Here is a 511-nt window from a genome sequence, read left to right on the forward strand (position 1 = left end):
TGACGCGCGGCCGACTCTTTCCGGCGACGCAACCGCCGACATCGATCACGTCAATATCTATGACAACGGCGAGTTCGTCGGCAGCGCAGCGGTGGAGGCGGACGGCAAGTGGAGCTGGACGCCGGAGCAGGATATGGCGGACGGCACCTCTCACGACCTGACGGTTGCGGCGGTGGACGCGGCGGGCAATGAGGGCCCGCAGGCAGACGGCGACTGGAGCTTTACCGTTGACACCTCGGTGCCGGATAACCAGACATCGGGTTTGGTGGCGGACAGCATCACACTGACAGATGACGTCGGTCCGGTACAGGGCAAGATTGAAGATGGCTCTGTCACTGACGATGCACGTCCGACCTACTCAGGCACGACTACCGCAGACATCAGTTACGTCAATATCTACGACAGTGGCAAGCTGATCGGCAGCGCAGCGGTAGAGGCGGACGGCAAGTGGAGCTGGACGCCGGACAGCGCGATGAGCAGCGGGGCGCACGCCCTGACGGTCGCGGCGGTG

1 protein-coding gene is annotated in these 511 nt (G+C 63.8%); it reads left to right on the forward strand.

Features of this window, described 5'->3' with window-relative positions; genetic code table 11:
- Nucleotides 1–511 (forward strand): Ig-like domain-containing protein (locus OK412_RS23410; protein ID WP_264353664.1); only part of this gene is annotated, 511 nt, incomplete at both ends.

The sequence above is a fragment of the Pantoea sp. JV6 genome, from assembly GCF_025910055.1.
Classification (GTDB): domain Bacteria; phylum Pseudomonadota; class Gammaproteobacteria; order Enterobacterales; family Enterobacteriaceae; genus Pantoea; species Pantoea agglomerans.